Source organism: Mycobacterium sp. MYCO198283 (assembly GCF_021213805.1).
Classification (GTDB): domain Bacteria; phylum Actinomycetota; class Actinomycetes; order Mycobacteriales; family Mycobacteriaceae; genus Mycobacterium.
The window spans coordinates 759,248-777,567 of sequence record NZ_JAJQJI010000001.1 but is presented as its reverse complement, the minus strand read 5'-3'; the positions used below and the strand labels follow the sequence as shown (position 1 = coordinate 777,567).

The following is an 18,320-nucleotide window of genomic DNA, read 5'->3' as shown; positions in this document are numbered from 1 at the left end:
GCGCGCGCATGGCACGCTGAGGGCGTGCAGGAGCAATCGGCGGAGCTCTATCCCGATGACATCAAGTCGGTACTGCTCAGCAAAGAACAGATCGACACCAGGACCGCCGAACTGGCGGCCGCGATCGCCGACCACTACCGCGCCACCAGCGGCGGACAGGACCTGCTGCTCGTCACGGTGCTCAAGGGCGCGGTCATGTTCGTCACCGACCTCGCCCGGTCCATCCCGTTGCCGGTGCAGCTGGAGTTCATGGCCGTCAGCTCCTACGGCTCGTCCACGTCGTCGTCGGGCGTCGTGCGGATCCTCAAGGACCTCGACCGCGACATCCACGACCGCGACGTCCTGATCGTCGAGGACATCGTGGACTCCGGGCTCACCCTGTCGTGGCTGTTGCGCAACCTCGCGACGCGGCGGCCGCGTTCCCTGCAGGTGTGCACGCTGCTGCGCAAACCCGACGCCGTGCGCGCCGACGTCGACATCGCGTTCGTGGGCTTCGACATCCCCAACGAGTTCGTCGTCGGCTACGGCCTCGACTACGCCGAGCGCTACCGGGACCTGCCGTTCATCGGCACGCTCGAGCCGCGCGTCTACGAGCCCTGATCAGTCCAGCTGCCAGATGACCGTGACGGCGAACGACACGGTCTGCTGACCCGGTTCGAGCGGCACGGCCTCGCTCATCGCGGGCGCCGGCGTCTTCGTCGCGACCGGCGGCGGGCCACCCGACTCCGAGATCGAGATGACCCTCCCGAGCGACAGCCCCGACAGCTTGGCGTACTGCTCGGCGCGGGCCTTCGCGTCGTTGAAGGCGCGGGCACGGGCGTCCTGCACCAGCCGCGAATCGTCGCTGAACGTGTAGCCGACCGAGTTGATGCGGATGGCGTCGCCGCCGGTGTTGGTGACGATCGCGATGACCTGCGGGGCGTCGCGGATGTCGCGGATGGTGACGTCGATGCCGTTGACGGCCCGGTAGGCGACGATGGTCTGGCCGTTGGGCGCGGGCGGCACCGGGGTGCCGGTGCTCTGCGTGGTGCTGCCCGTCGCGTCGGCGGCCGGGCCGTACTGCGGCTGCAGGCTCAACTGGGCGGTGCTGATGTCCTTGCGGTCGACGCCGGCGTCGGTGAGCGCGGTGATGACCCGCTGCTGACGCTCGCTGGCCTGGTCCATCGCGGTGCGGGCGTCCGGCGCGGCGATCTCGACGGCCACCGACGCGTTCAGCAGGTCCGGCGTGCCCGACACCGTGCCCTCGCCGACCACGGTGACCTGGCGGTTGTCCGCGCTCGGGGTGAGCGACCCCGAGCCGCCCGGCGCATCGCAGGCCACCAGCGTGGCGGCCGACGACCCGACGGCGAGACAGGCGAGGAAGCGGCGCACACGGACCATGGCTGGCACCCTAGCGCCTCACCGCATCACCGGTTTCGGCCCGAACGCACCGTCTCGTCGAGGAACGTCAGCAGCGCGTCGTTGACCTCCTGCGGCCGCTCCTGCTGCACCCAGTGCCCGGCGCCGTCCAGCAGCACCTCGCGGTACGGCCCGCCGATCACCTCCGCCGCGCGGTCGCGCCGCGTGAACAGCAGCACCGGGTCGGCGCTGCCGCCCAGGAACATCGCCGGCGCCACGATGCGGGCGTCGGCGAGGTGTTCGGTGGTCTCCCAGTTGCGGTCGTAGTTGCGGTACCAGTTCAGCCCGCCGGTGAAGCCCGTCCGCGCGAACACCTCGCCGTAGTGGGCGACCTCGTCGGCGGTGATCCAGTCCGGCAGCGGCGGCAGGCGGTCCGGGTCGGATGCGCCGCCGATGCCCGCCGACAGGTCGGCGAACAGCTGGTGCATGGTCGCGGTGGGGTCGGCGGCCATGGCCTGGTCGGCGGGGCCGCGCTCCTGGAAGCGCAGCATGTAGAAGTCGTCGCCGAGCTTTGCCCGCCACGCCTCGGTGGGCCGGCTACGCGGCCGGGGGATCGGCGGCACGCTCATCCCGACCACCGCGGCCACCCGCTCGGGGTGCAGCAGCGCCAGCTGCCACACCACCAGGGCGCCCCAGTCGTGGCCGACGAATGCCGCCCGCTCGGCGCCCGCGTCGTCGAGCAGTCCGACGAGGTCGCCGGTCAGCGCGTGGATGTCGTAGGCCTCGACCTCCGCCGGGATCGAGGAGCCGCCGTAGCCGCGCTGGTCCGGGGCGAGCACGCGATAGCCGGCCGCCGCCAGCGCCGGAATCTGGTGCCGCCACGAATAGGCCAACTCGGGGAAGCCGTGCGCGAGCACCACGACGGGCCCGCCCGGCTCACCGGCCTCGACCACCCGCAGCGTGACGTTCCCGAGGTCGACGAGCCGTTCGGTCTGTTGCATGGCGCCAGCCAATCACAGCGCGGCGGTGGTTTACCGGGGCGGCGGGCGCGGCTACCCGGCGGCCATGCAACTGCTCGGCGGGCGCTATGAGCTGCGCGGCGCGCTCGGCAGCGGCGGGATGGCGCAGGTCTGCGACGGGTGGGACCGGCGGCTGCACCGGCCGGTGGCGGTGAAGCTGCTGCATCCGGCGCTCACCGCGCAGCAGGACGCGCGGCGGCGGTTCTGCGACGAGGCACGCTCGGCGGCCGCCCTCAACCACCCGAACATCGTCGCGGTCCACGACTACGGCGAGCACGACGGCACGCCCTACATCGTGATGGAGCGGCTGCCGGGCGAATCGCTCGCCGACCGCATCGCCGCGGGTCCGCTGCGGCCCGAGGTCGTCCGCAGCGTGCTCGACGACGTGCTCGCCGCGCTGGCGGCCGCGCACGCGGCGGGCGTGCTGCACCGCGACATCAAGCCGGGCAACATCCTGTTCACCGGCGACGGTGACCGCGTCAAGCTCGCCGACTTCGGCATCGCCAAGACGGCGGGCGCCGCGCTGACCGCGACCGGCCAGCTCGTCGGGACCATCGCATACCTGAGCCCCGAACGGCTCAACGGCGCCCCGGCGTCGGTTGCCGACGACCTCTACGCCGTGGGCGTCACCGCCTACGAGGCGCTGGTCGGCGAGCGCGCCTACCCGTTCGACCATCCCGGCACGCTGGCCCGGGCGATCACGGCCGGTCCGCCGCCGCCGCTCGCGAGCCGCCGCCGCGACGTCGACCCGCAGCTCGCCGCGGTCGTCGACCGCGCGCTCGCCACCGACCCGCGGCAACGGTTCGCCGACGCCCGGCAGCTGCGGGCCGCGTTCGCGGGCGCCCCGGTGTCGCCCCCGGCCGCGCGGCCCGCGACGAAGGTCATGACGTCGCTCCCGATCCCCCCGCCGGCACCGCTCGCGCCGCCGCGGCGCCCGCGTCGCAGCACCCGCACGAAGGTGCTGCTCGCCGCCGCGGCGGCCGTGGCGTTCGTCGTCTCCGCCCTGGCGCTGGCGCTCGACGCGCCGTCGACCACCCCGCACACCGTCAGCACCAGCTCGGCGCCCCCGCCGACGACAACCCCGACGCCGACCCCGACGCCGCCGACGCCGACCTCGCAGGCGCCGACCGTCGCCCCGGTCGTCGAACAGCCCGTGCCCGCCGCGCCGGGCAGCGGAAAGGGCAAGGGCAAGGGCAACGAGGGCAACGGCAAGGGCCCGAGGAAGGGTGACTGAACGGCCGACCGCGGGCGGTCACCGGAAACCCGTCGGGAACTACGGGACGTTGGTCTAGCGGTAGCCTGAAGTACCCGCTGCGTATCTGGAAGGACCTGGCCTTACGAGGGCCGATGCTTGATGAACCGCAAAACACTTATCCGCACGCTGATGGTCGTCGCGGTCGTGCTGCTGCTCGGCTGGTCGTTCTTCTACTTCAGCGACGACACCCGCGGGTACAAGCCCGTCGACACGTCGGTCGCCATGGCGCAGATCACCGGCGGCAACGTCGAGAACGCGCAGATCGACGACCGTGAACAGCAGCTGCGGCTGGACCTGAAGAACGGCAACGGCGACACCGCCGACTCCGACAAGGTCATCGCCAAGTACCCGACCGGTTACGCCGTCCCGCTGTTCGACGCGCTGAGCGCCAAGGGCGTCAAGACCAACACCGTCGTCAACCAGGGCAGCATCTTCGGCACGCTGCTCATCTACATGCTGCCGCTGCTGCTGCTCGTCGGCCTGTTCGTGATGTTCTCGCGCATGCAGACCGGCGGGCGGATGGGCTTCGGCTTCGGCAAGTCGCGCGCCAAACAGCTGTCCAAGGACATGCCGAAGACCACATTCGCCGACGTCGCCGGCGTCGACGAGGCCGTCGAAGAGCTCTACGAGATCAAGGACTTCCTGCAGAACCCGAGCCGCTACCAGGCGTTGGGCGCCAAGATCCCGAAGGGCGTGCTGCTCTACGGCCCGCCCGGCACCGGCAAGACGCTGCTGGCCCGCGCGGTCGCGGGCGAGGCGGGTGTGCCGTTCTTCACGATCTCCGGCTCCGACTTCGTCGAGATGTTCGTCGGCGTCGGCGCCTCCCGGGTGCGCGACCTGTTCGAGCAGGCCAAGCAGAACAGCCCCTGCATCATCTTCGTCGACGAGATCGACGCCGTCGGCCGGCAGCGCGGCGCCGGCCTCGGTGGCGGGCACGACGAGCGCGAGCAGACGCTCAACCAGCTGCTCGTCGAGATGGACGGCTTCGGCGACCGCCAGGGCGTCATCCTGATCGCGGCCACGAACCGGCCGGACATCCTCGACCCGGCGCTGCTGCGGCCCGGCCGCTTCGACCGCCAGATCCCGGTGTCCAACCCCGACCTCGCGGGCCGCCGGGCGGTGCTGCGGGTGCACTCGCAGGGCAAGCCGCTGGCCCCCGACGCCGACCTCGACGGCCTGGCGAAGCGCACCGTCGGCATGTCCGGCGCCGACCTGGCGAACGTCATCAACGAGGCCGCGCTGCTGACCGCCCGCGAGAACGGCACCGTCATCACCGGCCCGGCGCTCGAAGAGGCCGTCGACCGGGTGATCGGCGGGCCGCGGCGCAAGAGCCGCATCATCAGCGAGCAGGAGAAAAAGATCACCGCCTACCACGAGGGCGGCCACACGCTCGCGGCCTGGGCGATGCCCGACATCGAGCCGATCTACAAGGTCACCATCCTGGCGCGCGGCCGCACCGGCGGGCACGCGGTCGCCGTGCCCGAGGACGACAAAGGCCTGATGACGCGGTCGGAGATGATCGCCCGGCTGGTGTTCGCGATGGGTGGGCGCGCCGCCGAGGAGCTGGTGTTCCGCGAGCCGACGACGGGCGCGGTATCCGACATCGAGCAGGCGACCAAGATCGCCCGCGCGATGGTCACCGAGTACGGCATGAGCAGCAAGCTGGGCGCGGTGCGCTACGGCACCGAGCACGGCGACCCGTTCCTCGGCCGGAGCATGGGAACCCAATCGGACTACAGCCACGAAGTGGCCCGCGACATCGACGACGAGATCCGCAAGCTCATCGAGGCGGCGCACACCGAGGCGTGGGAGATCCTCACCGAGTACCGCGACCTGCTCGACACGCTGGCCGGCGAGCTGCTCGAAAAGGAGACGCTGCACCGTGCCGACCTCGAGGCCATCTTCTCCGGGGTGAAGAAGCGCCCGCGGCTCACGGTGTTCGACGACTTCGGCGGCCGGATCCCCAGCGACAAGCCTCCGATCAAGACCCCCGGCGAGCTCGCGATGGAGCGCGGCGAGCCGTGGCCGCCGCCGGTGCCGGAGCCGGCGTTCAAGAAGGCCATCGCGCAGGCGTCGGCCAACGCCGCCCAGGCACAGGGGTCGCGCGCGCCCGGCGGCAACGGCAACGGCAACGGCGCCCATGGCGGTCAGCACCCGGCGCCCGGCACCACCCAACCCGATTACGGCGCACCCGCCGGCTGGCATGCGCCCGGCTGGCCGCCGCCCAGCCAGCCGCCCTACTGGTATCCGCCCCCGCCGCAGCAGTGGCATCCGGGACAGCAGCAGCCGGGGTCCTACCCGCCGCAGCCGTATCCGCAGCAGGGTCCTCCGCAGGCCGGTGACCGGCCCGCCCACGGCGACGCGAACGAGGGAAACGGCCGGCCGCACCCGCCGGCGTGACACCCGCGACAACGAAAGAGTGGCAATGGCGCAGCTCGAGACCCACCACAACAACTCTGCGACCGTGACGAAGCGCTACCCGGTCTTCGATCAGGTGCGGGCCGAGGCCGCGGTGCGGGAGCTGTTGTACGCGGTGGGTGAGGATCCGGACCGGCCAGGGCTACAGGACACGCCCGCCCGGGTGGCGCGCGCCTACCACGAGATGTTCGCGGGTCTCTACACCGACCCGGACTCGGTGCTGGAGACCACCTTCGACGAGCAGCACGACGAGCTGGTGCTGGTGAAGCAGATCCCGATGTACTCGACCTGCGAGCACCACCTGGTGTCGTTCCACGGCGTCGCCCACGTCGGCTACATCCCCGGGGAGGACGGCCGGGTCACCGGCTTGTCGAAGCTGGCCCGCGTCGTCGACCTGTACGCCAAGCGCCCGCAGGTGCAGGAGCGTCTCACCGGCCAGATCGCCGACGCCATCATGCGCAAGCTCAAGCCGCGCGGCGTGATCGTCGTCGTGGAATGCGAGCACCTCTGCATGGCGATGCGGGGCGTGCGGAAGCCGGGTGCGGTGACCACCACCTCGGCGGTGCGGGGCCAGTTCAAGACCGACAAGGCGTCGCGGGCCGAGGCTCTGGATCTGATCCTGCGCAAGTGACCGCGGGACAGCTCCTGGTGATGGGCGTCGTCAACGTCACCGACGACTCCTTCTCCGACGGCGGCCGCTACCTCGACCCCGACCGCGCGGTGGCCCACGGGCTCGCCCTGGCCGCCGACGGCGCCGAGGTGATCGACGTCGGCGGCGAATCCACCCGGCCCGGCGCCACCCGCATCGACGCGCAGGTGGAGACGGCGCGGGTGCTGCCGGTGATCGCCGGGCTCGCCGCGAGCGGGGTCACCGTCAGCATCGACACGATGCACGCCGACGTCGCCGAGGCGGCCATCGCGCACGGCGCGCGCATCGTCAACGACGTGTCCGGCGGGCGCGCCGACGAGCGGATGGCGCGGGTGGTCGCCGACGCCGGGGTGCCGTGGGTGCTCATGCACTGGCGGCCGGTGAACACCGACGCGCCGCACGCGGTGCCCGGCTACCGCGACGTCGTCGCCGAGGTGACGGCCGAGCTGCTCGCCGGTGCCGACCGCGCCACGGCCGCCGGTGTGGCCGCCGAGCAGCTGATCATCGACCCGGGCCTGGGGTTCGCGAAGACGGCCGAGCACAACTGGGCGCTGCTGCACGCGCTGCCCGACCTGGTGGCGACCGGGCTCCCGGTGCTGGTCGGCGCCTCCCGTAAACGGTTCCTCGGCGCGCTGCTCGCCGGGCCCGACGGTGAACCGCGGCCGCCGGACGGCCGGGAGACGGCGACGGCGGTGATCTCGGCGCTCGCCGCGCTGCACGGCGCGTGGGGTGTGCGGGTGCACGACGTGCGCGGCACTATCGACGCGGTCAAGGTCGCGGCCGCCTGGGTCGCGGGCAGCGCGCTTTCCGGGAGCGCGCCGGAGAGCGTGGGCGACGCAGACGGGAACACGGCCTGATGGCGGATCGCATCGAGCTGCGCGGCCTCACGGTGCGCGGCCACCACGGCGTCTTCGACCACGAGCGCCGCGACGGGCAGGACTTCGTGATCGACGTGACGGTGTGGATCGACCTGCGCCGCGCCGCGCAGACCGACGACCTGGCCGACACCCTCGACTACGGCGCGATCGCGAAGCGGGCGGCCGAGATCGTCGCCGGCCCGCCGCGCAACCTGATCGAGGCCGTCGCCGGGCAGATCGCCGACGAGCTGATGGCCGACGAGCGAGCGCACGCCGTCGAAGTGGTCCTGCACAAGCCGCAGGCGCCGATCCCGCTGGACTTCGCCGACGTCGCGGTCGTGGCACGCCGCTCGCGCCGGACGGGCCGCCAACCGTGAGGGCGGTGCTGTCCATCGGCTCCAACCTGGGAGACCGGCTCGCCCGGCTGCAGTCGGTGGTCGACGACCTGGGGCCGGCGGTGACGGCGGTGTCGCCGGTGTACGAGACGCCGCCGTGGGGCGGGATCGAGCAGGGGCCGTTCCTCAACGCGGTGCTGATCGCCGAGGACCCGGCGCTCGACGGGTACGGCTGGCTGCGCCGCGGCCAGGCCTGCGAGCGGGCCGCCGAGCGGGTGCGCGACCAGCGGTGGGGGCCGCGCACGCTCGATGTGGACGTGATCACGGTGTCCGACGGCGACACCGAGCTGGTGGTCCGCGATCCGGAGCTCACCCTGCCGCACCCGTTCGCCCACCTGCGGGCCTTCGTGCTGGTGCCCTGGCTGGCCGTCGAACCCGACGCCCGCCTGCTCGTCGGCGACACGAAGGTTCCGCTCGCGGCGCTCCTGGCGCAGCTCGATCCCGCGGATCGCCGCGGCGTCGAGCAGACGAACCTGCCACTGCGCCCCCACCCCGCGGAGCGCTGAGGTGGGGCCGACCCGCAAACGCGATCTCCTCGCGGCGGCCCTGGCCGTCGCGGTGCTGTCCTATCTCGTGGTGCTCGCCGTCTACGACGACGCCTTCCCGGCCGTCACCGCGTTCACCGGGCTGTCGCTGCTGGTGCTGGCGGTCGCCGAGGCGCTGTGGGGCCGCTTCGTGCGCGCGAAGATCGCGGCCGCCGAGATCGGGCCCGGCCGTGGGCGCCTGCATCCGCTGGCGGTCGCCCGCACGGTGATCGCCGCCAAGGCCTCGGCGTGGGCGGGGGCGGTCATGACGGGCTGGTGGGTCGGCGTGCTGGCCTATCTGATCCCGCGACGCGACGCGCTGCGAGTGGCTGCCGCGGACACGCCCGGAGCGGTCGTCGCGCTGTGCTGCGCGGCGGCGCTGACGGTCGCCGCGCTGTGGCTGCAGCATTGCTGCGAATCCCCCGGGGAACCGCCCGCCGAGCCCGATTGACCTCGCCCCAACGGCGGGAGAATCGCCGCCGCCGGTCGGCGCGCACGGGGATCCTCGCAGGTACAGTCGCCCCATGACCGATCTGTACCGCGGCGCCCGAACCAGGCGCGGTGGCCGCAGGCCCGGTTGGATGCTGCTCACGGTGTTGCTGGTACTGGCCATCTGCGCAAGCTCCGCGCTCGTCTTCACGAACCGGACCGAGCTCCTCAAGCTCGCCGTGATCCTGTCGGTCTGGGCCGCGGTGGCAGCGGCCTTCGTGTCCGTCATCTACCGCCGCCAGAGCGACGTCGACGCCGCCAAGGCGCGCGACCTGAAGCTCGTCTACGACCTGCAGCTGGACCGCGAGATCTCCGCCCGCCGCGAGTACGAGCTGACGCTGGAGGCGCAGCTGCGCCGCGAACTCGCGTCCGAGGCCCAAGCACAAGCGGCCGACGAGGTCGCGGCGCTGCGGGCCGAGCTGGCCGCGCTGCGCACCAACCTCGAGATCCTCTTCGACACCGAACTCGTCAGCCGACCCGCCATCGAGACCGAGCGGCCGCCGGTGCGCGCCTACAGCGACTGGGCGCGCGACGACGACACCACGGTCACGCCGCGGGTGCCGAGCACCTACGACGACATGGAAGCCGGCACCGACGAGAGCCCGATCATCGACGTGCCGGAGGAACCCGAGCCGCCGCCGGACCTGTCCGACCCTGCCGGCGGCGGCGCGCACCGCCGCGATGCGGAGCGGCCGCACACCGCGCCGCCACCGGGCTACGCCGCGTATCAGCGACCGGCCGCGCCGCCGCCGCAACCCGGGCCCGCCGTCGCCGACGACTGGCGGCCGGCACCGGCCGAAGGGCAGTGGCTGCCGCCGGGGACGCCGGGCAGCAACTGGGTGGCGGCTCCCGAAGAAGCGCCCGCGCCGCCACCCGCTCCGGCGCCACCCGCCCCGGAACGCCGACAGCGGCACTACGGCGACGACCGCCCGACGCCGTGGCGCTCGACGTCGGCAGACCCGTTCGCGCCGCAGGAGCCCGGGCCGCCCGCCGAGCCTCAGCCCGCCCCCGAAGCGCCGGCCGCCGGGCCGCGCCGGGGCCGCCACTGGACCCCCGACTCACCGGCTCCGGAAGACGCCGCGGCGGATTCACCGCCGCCACCTCCATCGCCACCGCAGCCACCGCCGCGTCGGCACCGAAACCCCGACGACGAGGCCGACTCCGGGGAACACACCGGCGGGCAGTCCGTCGCCGAATTGCTGGCCCGGCTCGGGGCGGCCACCGGCGGCGGCGGACGTCGTCGCCGCCGCGACGATTAGGTAGGCTGCTCCGGACCGTCCGGTACCCGCCACGCGGGACTGGAACGTATAGCGAATCCGTGTGAGGTCGTCTGCGATGGTGCAGTTCGACGGGCTGCGACCGGCCCGGTTGACGGTCGGCGTGGTGTCTGCCGGCCGGGTCGGCACCGCGCTCGGCGTGGCGCTGGAGCGCGCCGACCATGTGGTGTCGGCCTGCAGCGCGGTGTCTGATGCGTCACAGCGGCGAGCCCGCCGGCGGTTGCCGGACACGGCGGTGCTGCCGGTGCAGGACGTCGCCGCCCGCTGCGAGCTGCTGCTCATCGCGGTGCCCGACACCGAGCTCGGCTCGCTCGTCGCGGGCCTCGCGGCCACCCGGGCGGTGCGGCCGGGCACCATCGTCGTGCACACCTCCGGCGCCAACGGCGTCGCCGTCCTCGCACCGCTGCACCAGCAGGGCTGCATTCCGCTGGCCATCCACCCGGCGATGACGTTCACCGGTTCCGACGAGGACGTCGCGCGGCTCTCCGACGCCTGCTTCGGCGTGACGGCCGCCGACGAGGTCGGCTACGCGATCGGTCAGGCCCTGGTGCTGGAGATCGGCGGCGAGCCGTTCCGGGTGCCGGAGGACCGCCGGCCGCTGTACCACGCCGCGCTGGCCCACGCGAGCAATCATCTGGTGACCGTGGTCGCCGACGCGCTGGAGGCGCTGCGGGAGGCGCTGCGCGGACAGGAGCTGCTGGGACAGGAGCTCGTGCAGCACACGCCGGGCGGCATCGCCGAACGGGTGGTCGGCCCGCTGGCCCGCGCCTCGCTGGAGAACGTGCTGCAGCGCGGGCAGGCGGCGCTGACGGGGCCGGTCGCCCGCGGTGACGCCGCCGTGGTCGCCGGGCACCTGCGGGCCCTCGCCGATGTGGACACCGAACTCGCGCAAGCGTATTCGGCGAGCTCGTGGCGGACGGCGCAGCGCGCGCGGGCGCCCCGCGAGGTGTTCGAGGTGCTGCAGCGGCACGGCGACGGCGAGGAGATCGAATGACCCGGCCCAGGCGCAAGTTCTCGCCCGGCGAGCTCAACGTCTACCGCACGCCGGCCGAGGTCGGCGAGGTGTCGCGCGCGCTGCGGCACACCGGCCGGCGGATCCTGCTGGTGCCGACGATGGGCGCGCTGCACGACGGCCACCTGGCGCTGGTGCGCGCCGCCAAGCGCACGCCCGGCGCGGTGGTCGTGGTGTCGATCTTCGTCAACCCGCTGCAGTTCGGCGCCGGCGAGGATCTCGACGCCTATCCGCGCACGCTGGACGCCGACCTGGAGCTGCTGCGGGCCGAGGGCGTCGAGGTGGTGTTCGCCCCGACGGCGGCGGGCATGTATCCCGACGGCCCCCGCACGTCGGTCCATCCCGGGCCGCTCGGCGCCGAGCTGGAGGGCGCCGCCCGGCCCACCCACTTCGCGGGCATGCTCACCGTGGTGCTCAAGCTGCTGCAGATCGTGCGGCCAGACCGCGCCTACTTCGGCGAGAAGGACTACCAGCAGCTCGTGCTGGTGCGGCAGATGGTCGCCGACCTCAACGTCGGCGTGCAGATCGTCGGCATCCCCACGGTGCGTGAGGCCGACGGGCTGGCGCTGTCGTCGCGCAACCGCTACCTGGGCTCCGAGGAGCGCGATCAGGCCGGCGCGCTGTCGGCCGCGCTGCTCGCCGGCGCCTACCAGGCCGAGGGCGGCGTCGAAGCCGCGCTGGACGCGGCACGGGCGGTGCTCGACGAGGTGCCCGCCTTCGCCGTCGACTACCTGGTCGTGCGGGGGCCCGGCCTGGAGCCGGCGCCGGCGCACGGACCGGCCCGCATGCTCGTCGCCGGCCGGCTGGGTTCCACCCGCCTGCTCGACAACATCGCGCTCGACATCGGCGGTCCGGCCATCGAAGGACATCCCGGCGTCGGCACCGACGGCCACTCGCACCAACCCTGGAGGAACTGATGCTGCGCACCATGCTCAAGTCGAAGATCCACCGCGCGACGGTGACGCAGGCCGATCTGCACTACGTCGGTTCGGTGACCATCGACGCCGACCTGATGGACGCCGCGGACCTGCTCGAGGGCGAGCAGGTGACCATCGTCGACATCGACAACGGCAACCGGCTCGTCACCTACGCGATCACCGGCGAGCGCGGCAGCGGCGTCATCGGGATCAACGGCGCCGCAGCGCATCTGGTGCATCCGGGCGACCTGGTGATCCTGATCGCCTACGCCACGATGAGCGACGCGGAGGCCCGCGACTACCGCCCGCGGATCGTGTTCGTCGACGAGCGCAACCGGCAGGTCGACCTCGGGTCCGACCCGGCGTACGTGCCGGCCGGCGTGTCCGACCTCGTGTCGCCGCGGTAGCGCGCGTGCTGCTCGCGATCGACGTCCGCAACACCCACACGGTCGTCGGGCTGATCTCCGGCGCCGGCGACCACGCCACGGTGGAGCAGCAGTGGCGGATCCGGACGGAGGCGGAGATCACCGCCGACGAGCTCGCGCTCACCATCGACGGGCTGATCGGCGACGACGTCGAGCGGCTCACCGGCGCGACCGGGCTCTCGACGGTGCCGTCGGTGCTGCACGAGGTCCGGGTGATGCTGGAGCAGTACTGGCCGTCGGTGCCGCACGTGCTGATCGAGCCCGGCGTCCGGACCGGCATCCCGCTGCTGGTGGACAACCCGAAAGAGGTCGGCGCCGACCGGATCGTCAACTGCCTGGCCGCCTACCACAAGTACGGGTCGGCGGCGATCGTCGTCGACTTCGGCTCGTCGATCTGCGTCGACGTGGTGTCGGCGAAGGGCGAGTTCCTCGGCGGCGCCATCGCGCCCGGCGTGCAGGTGTCCAGCGATGCGGCCGCGGCCCGGTCGGCGGCGCTGCGGCGCATCGAGCTGGCGCGCCCGCGGTCCGTCGTCGGCAAGAACACCGTCGAGTGCATGCAGGCCGGTGCGGTGTTCGGGTTCGCGGGATTGGTCGACGGTCTGGTGAGCCGTATCCGCGCCGACGTCGACGGGTTCGGCGGGCGCGACGTCGCCGTCGTCGCCACCGGGCACGGCGCCCCGCTGCTGCTACCGCACCTGACGACGGTGCAGCACCACGACCGCCACCTCACCCTCGACGGCCTCCGGATGGTGTTCGAGCGCAACCGCGACAGTCAGCGGGGGCGGCTGCGGCAACCCCGCTGACGGCGTGCGCCGTGGTCGGGCGCGCCCGCGGATTGATTTAAGCTGGCAGCCCGTGAGCAGCACCCCCGCGAGCGACGCCGCCGACCTCCCCGAGCAGTTCCGGATCCGGCAGGCCAAGCGCAAGCGGCTCATCGCCGAGGGCCGCGACCCCTATCCGGTCGACATCCGGCCCACCCACACGCTGGCGCAGGTCCGCGCCGCCCACCCCGAGCTGGCCGCCGACACCGCCACCGGTGAGGTCGTCGGCGTCGCGGGCCGCGTCATCTTCGCCCGCAACTCCGGAAAGCTGTGCTTTGCGACGCTGCAGGAGGGCGACGGCACGCAGCTGCAGGTGATGGTCAGCCTCGCCGGCGTCGGGCAGGAGGCGCTCGACGCGTGGAAGGCCGACGTCGACCTCGGCGACATCGTCTACGTGCACGGCGAGGTCATCAGCTCGCGGCGCGGGGAGCTGTCGGTGCTGGCCGACGGGTGGCAGCTGGCGTCGAAGTCGCTGCGGCCGCTGCCGGTGGCGCACAAGGAGCTCAGCGACGAGATCCGTGTACGGCAGCGCTACGTCGACCTGATCGTGCGGCCCGCCGCCCGCACGATGGCGCGGCAGCGGGTGGCGACGGTCCGCGCGCTGCGCGATGCCCTCGAGCGGCGCGGCTTCCTCGAGGTCGAGACGCCGATGCTGCAGACCCTCGCCGGCGGGGCGGCCGCGCGGCCGTTCGTGACGCACTCCAATGCCCTCGACGCCGATCTCTACCTGCGGATCGCGCCCGAGCTGTTCCTCAAGCGGTGCGTGGTCGGCGGTCTGGAGCGGGTTTTCGAGCTGAATCGGGTGTTCCGCAACGAGGGTGCCGATTCGACGCATTCGCCGGAATTCTCGATGCTCGAGACATATCAGGCGTACGGCACCTACGACGATTCCGCCCGCATGATCCGCGAAATGATTCAGGAGGTCGCGGACGCCGCGTTCGGCACCCGGAAAGTGCCGCTGGCCGATGGCAGTATTTATGATCTCGACGGCGACTGGGCGACCCTCGAGATGTACCCGTCACTTTCCGCCGCACTCTCCGAACAGATCACACCCGAAACCGACGTGACGTCGCTGCGCGCGCACGCCGAGCGGTTGGGTGTGGAGGTGCCCACCGACCGCGGCTACGGCCACGGCAAATTGGTCGAGGAGCTCTGGGAACACCTGGTGGGCCGGCAGCTGCACGCGCCGACGTTCGTCAAGGATTTCCCCGTCGAGACCTCCCCGCTGACCCGGCAGCACCGCAGCATCCCGGGGGTGACGGAGAAGTGGGACCTGTATGTTCGCGGGTTCGAGCTCGCGACGGGCTACTCGGAGCTGGTCGACCCGGTGATCCAGCGCGAGCGCTTCGCCGCCCAGGCCCGCGCCGCGGCCGCCGGCGACGACGAGGCGATGGTGCTCGATGAGGATTTCCTGGCGGCGATGGAGTACGGCATGCCGCCCTGCACGGGCACCGGAATGGGTATCGACCGCTTGCTGATGGCATTGACCGGGCACGGAATTCGCGAGACCCAGTTGTTCCCCATTGTTCGGCGACACGGCAACTGAGCTGGCTTTTCCAGGGGCGTTGTTGAACGCTTCGGGGTGATATGGCAGATTGGTGCCGTCGGGGAGCATCGCTCAATACCCGGGCGGCACCAGCGCGTTCTTGAAGAAAGAGAGTAAATCGTGGCCAAGAAGGTAACCGTGACGTTGGTGGACGATTTCGACGGCGAGGCGCCCGCCGACGAGACCGTCGAATTCGGCCTCGACGGCGTGAGCTACGAGATCGACCTTTCTTCGAAGAATGCCGACAAGCTCCGCAACGACCTGAAGAAATGGGTCGACCACGGCCGGCGGGTCGGCGGCAGGCGCCGGGGCCGCGGCTCGTCGGGCAGCGGAAGTGGTCGCGGGCGCGGCGCCATCGATCGCGAGCAGAGCGCCGCCATCCGCGAGTGGGCCCGCCGCAACGGTCACAACGTCTCGACCCGCGGCCGCATCCCGGCCGACGTCATCGACGCCTTCCACGCGGCGACCTAGTTCCAGCACCGGCCTCGCCGGCCCCCGGTGGCGAGTTTTCGCCAGCGGCGAACGGGAATACCTCGGCACCGGGAAACGAATCCCGGTGCCGAGGCGTTTGTGCAGTACGAGCCGCACGTGGGGCGGTGCGCCGATGTGGTGGCGCCCCCGCTGCCGCAGGACGGCGAGCAGAGCCGCCCATTACAGTGGACGGCAGGTCAGCGGTAGGCGCCGCTGCCCAGGTGAGGGAGAGCAGGTAACCACCGATGTTCGAAAGATTTACCGACCGTGCCCGACGGGTCGTCGTGCTGGCTCAAGAAGAAGCCAGGATGCTCAACCACAACTACATCGGGACCGAGCACATCCTGCTGGGACTCATCCACGAAGGCGAGGGCGTAGCCGCCAAGTCGCTGGAGTCGCTCGGCATCTCCCTGGAGGGCGTGCGCAGCCAGGTCGAGGAGATCATCGGCCAGGGCCAGCAGGCCCCGTCCGGTCACATCCCCTTCACGCCGCGCGCCAAGAAGGTGTTGGAGCTCAGCCTGCGCGAGGCGCTGCAGCTCGGCCACAACTACATCGGCACCGAGCACATCCTGCTCGGCCTCATCCGCGAGGGTGAGGGCGTCGCCGCGCAGGTGCTGGTCAAGTTGGGCGCCGAGCTGACGCGGGTGCGCCAGCAGGTCATCCAGCTGCTCTCCGGCTATCAGGGCAAGGAGACCGCGGAGGCCGGCACCGGTGGCCGCGGCGGCGAGTCCGGCAACCCGTCGACGTCGCTGGTGCTCGACCAGTTCGGCCGCAACCTGACCGCGGCAGCCATGGAGGGCAAGCTCGATCCCGTCATCGGCCGCGAGAAGGAAATCGAGCGGGTCATGCAGGTGCTCTCCCGCCGCACCAAGAACAACCCGGTGCTGATCGGCGAGCCCGGCGTCGGCAAGACCGCCGTCGTCGAAGGCTTGGCGCAGGCGATCGTGCACGGCGAGGTCCCCGAGACGCTGAAGGACAAGCAGCTCTACACGCTGGACCTGGGTTCGCTGGTCGCCGGCAGCCGCTACCGCGGCGACTTCGAGGAGCGCCTGAAGAAGGTGCTCAAGGAGATCAACACCCGCGGCGACATCATCCTGTTCATCGACGAGCTGCACACGCTGGTCGGGGCCGGTGCCGCCGAGGGCGCGATCGACGCCGCTTCCATCCTCAAGCCGAAGCTGGCCCGCGGGGAGCTGCAGACCATCGGCGCCACCACGCTCGACGAGTACCGCAAGTACATCGAGAAGGACGCCGCGCTGGAGCGCCGCTTCCAGCCGGTCCAGGTGGGCGAGCCGACCGTCGAGCACACCATCGAGATCCTCAAGGGGCTCCGCGACCGGTACGAGGCGCACCACCGCGTCTCCATCACCGACTCGGCGATGGTGGCCGCCGCGACGCTGGCCGACCGCTACATCAACGACCGGTTCCTGCCGGACAAGGCGATCGACCTGATCGACGAGGCCGGGGCGCGCATGCGCATCCGCCGGATGACGGCGCCGCCCGACCTGCGCGAGTTCGACGAGAAGATCGCCGAGGCGCGTCGGGAGAAGGAGTCCGCGATCGACGCGCAGGACTTCGAGAAGGCCGCGCGGCTACGCGATCAGGAGAAGAGCCTCGTCGCGCAGCGCGCCGAACGGGAGAAGCAGTGGCGCTCCGGTGATCTGGACGTGGTCGCCGAAGTCGACGACGAGCAGATCGCCGAGGTGCTGGGCAACTGGACCGGCATCCCGGTGTTCAAGCTGACCGAGGAGGAGACGACTCGGCTGCTGCGCATGGAGGAGGAGCTGCACAAGCGGATCATCGGTCAGGAGGACGCCGTCAAGGCGGTCTCGAAGGCCATCCGCCGCACCCGCGCCGGCCTGAAGGACCCCAAGCGCCCGTCGGGCTCGTTCATCTTCGCCGGCCCGTCCGGCGTCGGTAAGACCGAGCTGTCCAAGGCGCTGGCGAACTTCCTGTTCGGCGACGATGACGCGCTCATCCAGATCGACATGGGCGAGTTCCACGACCGCTTCACCGCCTCGCGGCTGTTCGGCGCCCCGCCGGGCTACGTCGGCTACGAGGAGGGCGGTCAGCTCACCGAAAAGGTGCGTCGCAAGCCGTTCAGTGTGGTGCTGTTCGATGAGATCGAGAAGGCGCATCAGGAGATCTACAACACGCTGCTGCAGGTGCTCGAGGACGGCCGCCTCACCGACGGCCAGGGCCGCACGGTCGACTTCAAGAACACCGTGCTGATCTTCACCTCGAACCTCGGCACGTCGGACATCTCCAAGGCGGTCGGGCTGGGCTTCACCCAGGGTGGCGGCGAGAACAACTACGAGCGGATGAAGCTCAAGGTGAACGACGAGCTGAAGAAGCACTTCCGCCCGGAGTTCCTCAACCGCATCGACGACATCATCGTGTTCCACCAGCTGACGCAGGACGAGATCATCAAGATGGTCGACCTGATGATCGGCCGGGTCGCCAAGCAGCTCAAGACCAAGGACATGGAGCTGGAGCTCACCGACAACGCCAAGGCGTTGCTGGCCAAGCGCGGCTTCGATCCGGTGCTGGGTGCGCGGCCGCTGCGCCGCACCATCCAGCGGGAGATCGAGGACGCGTTGAGCGAGAAGATCCTGTTCGAGGAGGTCGGTCCAGGCCAGCTGGTCACGGTCGACGTCGAGAACTGGGACGGCACCGGCGCCGGCGAGGACGCCCGGTTCACCTTCTCCGGTGGTCCGAAGCGTGCGGCGATCGAGCCGGATCTGGCGCAGGCCGGCACGTCCGCCGAGTAGTCCCGGCACGACGACCTCGGGCGGTCACCCTTCGCGGGTGGCCGCCCGAGTCGCGTTCGGGGCCGCTGACCCGGTGATAGGCTCCGGCCTGTCATCGGAGGACGGATGCCAGAACCTGGTGAGAATCCAGGACGGT

At 71.6% G+C, this 18,320-nt stretch carries 18 protein-coding genes; 16 read left to right on the top strand and 2 right to left on the bottom strand.

What is annotated here, in order from left to right; all coding sequences use genetic code 11:
• Nucleotides 1-24 precede the first annotated feature (24 nt).
• Nucleotides 25-600 (top strand): hypoxanthine phosphoribosyltransferase, encoded by a 576-nt coding sequence (gene hpt / locus LV457_RS04050; RefSeq protein ID WP_232169144.1) that lies wholly within the window; start codon nt 25-27, stop codon nt 598-600.
• On the opposite strand, the gene LV457_RS04045 is transcribed toward hpt, so the two are convergent.
• Nucleotides 601-1,380: an SIMPL domain-containing protein gene (locus LV457_RS04045; RefSeq protein WP_232169143.1), complete on the bottom strand. Its 780-nt coding sequence runs from the start codon at nt 1,378-1,380 to the stop codon at nt 601-603. It abuts the gene before it with no gap.
• A 26-nt stretch (nt 1,381-1,406) separates the two neighbouring features.
• Nucleotides 1,407-2,339, bottom strand: coding sequence for an alpha/beta fold hydrolase (locus LV457_RS04040; RefSeq protein WP_232169142.1), 933 nt, complete (start codon nt 2,337-2,339; stop codon nt 1,407-1,409).
• Between the two features lie 64 nt (nt 2,340-2,403).
• On the opposite strand from LV457_RS04040, the gene LV457_RS04035 reads away from it, so the two are divergent.
• The 15 genes from LV457_RS04035 to clpC1 all read left to right on the top strand — a co-directional run bounded on the left by LV457_RS04035 (nt 2,404) and on the right by clpC1 (nt 18,184).
• Nucleotides 2,404-3,591, top strand: a complete 1,188-nt coding sequence (locus tag LV457_RS04035; RefSeq protein ID WP_232169243.1) for a serine/threonine-protein kinase — start codon at nt 2,404-2,406, stop codon at nt 3,589-3,591.
• Between the two features lie 120 nt (nt 3,592-3,711).
• Entirely contained in the window at nt 3,712-6,012 is a 2,301-nt protein-coding gene (gene ftsH / locus LV457_RS04030; protein ID WP_232169141.1) for an ATP-dependent zinc metalloprotease FtsH, read from the top strand.
• A 25-nt stretch (nt 6,013-6,037) separates the two neighbouring features.
• The gene (folE, locus tag LV457_RS04025; protein ID WP_232169140.1) at nt 6,038-6,661 is read left to right on the top strand and encodes a GTP cyclohydrolase I FolE; all 624 of its coding nucleotides are present in this window, start codon (nt 6,038-6,040) and stop codon (nt 6,659-6,661) included.
• Nucleotides 6,662-6,681: 20 nt separating this feature from the next.
• The gene (gene folP, locus LV457_RS04020; protein WP_232169241.1) at nt 6,682-7,536 is read left to right on the top strand and encodes a dihydropteroate synthase; all 855 of its coding nucleotides are present in this window, start codon (nt 6,682-6,684) and stop codon (nt 7,534-7,536) included.
• On the top strand, nt 7,536-7,913 hold the full coding sequence (gene folB / locus LV457_RS04015; RefSeq protein ID WP_232169139.1) for a dihydroneopterin aldolase: 378 nt from the start codon (nt 7,536-7,538) through the stop codon (nt 7,911-7,913). The genes folP and folB overlap by 1 nt, the downstream gene beginning before the upstream one ends.
• Nucleotides 7,910-8,437: a 2-amino-4-hydroxy-6-hydroxymethyldihydropteridine diphosphokinase gene (gene folK, locus LV457_RS04010; protein WP_232169138.1), complete on the top strand. Its 528-nt coding sequence runs from the start codon at nt 7,910-7,912 to the stop codon at nt 8,435-8,437. Before folB ends, folK begins: the two co-directional genes overlap by 4 nt.
• A 1-nt stretch (nt 8,438) precedes the next feature.
• Nucleotides 8,439-8,906, top strand: a complete 468-nt coding sequence (locus LV457_RS04005) for a DUF3180 domain-containing protein (RefSeq protein ID WP_232169137.1) — start codon at nt 8,439-8,441, stop codon at nt 8,904-8,906.
• 73 nt (nt 8,907-8,979) lie between these two features.
• The gene (locus LV457_RS04000; RefSeq protein WP_232169136.1) at nt 8,980-10,203 is read left to right on the top strand and encodes a DUF6779 domain-containing protein; all 1,224 of its coding nucleotides are present in this window, start codon (nt 8,980-8,982) and stop codon (nt 10,201-10,203) included.
• 76 nt (nt 10,204-10,279) lie between these two features.
• A complete protein-coding gene (locus tag LV457_RS03995; protein WP_232169135.1) occupies nt 10,280-11,215 on the top strand; it encodes a Rossmann-like and DUF2520 domain-containing protein in 936 nt (311 codons plus the stop codon).
• Nucleotides 11,212-12,150: a pantoate--beta-alanine ligase gene (gene panC, locus LV457_RS03990; RefSeq protein WP_232169134.1), complete on the top strand. Its 939-nt coding sequence runs from the start codon at nt 11,212-11,214 to the stop codon at nt 12,148-12,150. The genes LV457_RS03995 and panC overlap by 4 nt, the downstream gene beginning before the upstream one ends.
• Nucleotides 12,150-12,557 (top strand): aspartate 1-decarboxylase, encoded by a 408-nt coding sequence (gene panD, locus LV457_RS03985; protein WP_232169132.1) that lies wholly within the window; start codon nt 12,150-12,152, stop codon nt 12,555-12,557. Before panC ends, panD begins: the two co-directional genes overlap by 1 nt.
• Before the next feature lie 5 nt (nt 12,558-12,562).
• Nucleotides 12,563-13,378 (top strand): type III pantothenate kinase, encoded by an 816-nt coding sequence (locus tag LV457_RS03980; protein WP_232169131.1) that lies wholly within the window; start codon nt 12,563-12,565, stop codon nt 13,376-13,378.
• Between the two features lie 52 nt (nt 13,379-13,430).
• Nucleotides 13,431-14,942, top strand: a complete 1,512-nt coding sequence (gene lysS / locus LV457_RS03975) for a lysine--tRNA ligase (RefSeq protein ID WP_232169129.1) — start codon at nt 13,431-13,433, stop codon at nt 14,940-14,942.
• Nucleotides 14,943-15,062: 120 nt separating this feature from the next.
• The gene (lsr2, locus tag LV457_RS03970; RefSeq protein WP_232169127.1) at nt 15,063-15,413 is read left to right on the top strand and encodes a histone-like nucleoid-structuring protein Lsr2; all 351 of its coding nucleotides are present in this window, start codon (nt 15,063-15,065) and stop codon (nt 15,411-15,413) included.
• 245 nt (nt 15,414-15,658) lie between these two features.
• On the top strand, nt 15,659-18,184 hold the full coding sequence (gene clpC1 / locus LV457_RS03965) for an ATP-dependent protease ATP-binding subunit ClpC (protein ID WP_232169125.1): 2,526 nt from the start codon (nt 15,659-15,661) through the stop codon (nt 18,182-18,184).
• Nucleotides 18,185-18,320: the final 136 nt, after the last annotated feature.